Genomic DNA, 1,195 nt, shown 5'->3' on the forward strand with positions numbered 1-1,195 from the left:
CCCTACGTACAGCGTGTGAGCGCGGACGTTCACTTTTTACAAACTGAAGGAACGCTAAGTGAGATTAACGATGAGCAGTTTAACCAAATGGAACAAAACTTAAAAGATTTTTTTGAACAAGTAAAAGAAAATCGTACAGACCCGTCTTTTATTTGGGTTACAATTACCACCGGAAGTATTATTATTGCTACACTTTTTTATGTAGGAGCGCGAAAATATTTTGCTGACCAGAAAAGAAAGTCAGCTAGAGGGCGTAATGATTGACGTAAAAGCGCAGAATTGTCTAAAATAAAAGAGTAGTCAAACACATAATGAAAGGTGTGGGTAAATGAGCTTTTTGATTTATTTTCTCATTATTATCCTTGTGCCAATTTGGGCACAGTTTAAGGTGAGAAGTGCTTACAAAAAATATTCACAAGTAAGCAACTCATCAGGAATGACAGGCGCAGAAGTGGCAAGGAAAATTTTGGATGAAAACGGGTTGTACAACGTTCACGTAGAGCCTGTAGGCGGATTTTTATCAGATCACTACGATCCTCGTTCAAAAGTAATTCGTTTATCAGAAGACAACTATTACGGAACGTCTGTCGCGGGCGCTGCCGTTGCGGCTCACGAAGTGGGCCACGCGATTCAAGACAAAGAAAACTATTCGTTTTTACGTCTTCGCCATTCCCTTGTGCCGGTGGCAAGCCTTGGATCAAACGCTTCTTGGATTTTAATTATGATTGGAATTATTGCGTCGATTAAGCCGTTGCTATTGTTAGGTATTATTTTCATGGCAGCAGCGGTCGTATTCCAAGTTGTAACACTGCCTGTTGAATTTAATGCTTCAAGCCGAGCGATGACGCAAATCGTCTCAGTCGGAGCGATTCGAAATGACGAAGAGCGCGAGACGCGTAAAGTGCTTAACGCAGCGGCTTTAACATACGTAGCAGCTGCAGCAGTAGCAGTTCTTGAGTTGGTTCGTTTAATCATGATTTATACAGGAATGAATAACGACGACTAAAAAAAATACCGCTAATGCGGTATTTTTTTTATCTTTCAAGCGGTTTTTTATTTTCATCAAGGGTAAATCCTTCGCCTAAGACATCATGAACATCCGTAACTGCAACGAATGCGTGTGGATCTACAGAAGTAATAACTTGCTTTAAACGGAAAATTTCATTTTTACTAACCACGCAGTATAGCACGTTGG

At 40.5% G+C, this 1,195-nt stretch carries 3 protein-coding genes; 2 read left to right on the forward strand and 1 reads right to left on the reverse strand.

Annotated elements, in window-relative coordinates:
* Positions 1 to 264, forward strand: a 264-nt coding sequence (locus tag AC1DRF_RS28650; RefSeq protein ID WP_477742392.1) for a sporulation protein YpjB, incomplete at its 5' end; no start/stop codon positions are given.
* A 64-nt stretch (positions 265 to 328) separates the two neighbouring features.
* Entirely contained in the window at positions 329 to 1,006 is a 678-nt protein-coding gene (locus tag AC1DRF_RS28655; protein WP_013056088.1) for a zinc metallopeptidase, read from the forward strand.
* A gap of 28 nt (positions 1,007 to 1,034) precedes the next feature.
* Here the strand turns inward: AC1DRF_RS28655 and AC1DRF_RS28660 are convergent.
* A partial coding sequence (locus AC1DRF_RS28660; RefSeq protein WP_477742393.1) for a YitT family protein occupies positions 1,035 to 1,195 on the reverse strand: 161 nt, incomplete at its 5' end.

The organism is Priestia sp. P5_B4, assembly GCF_056400385.1.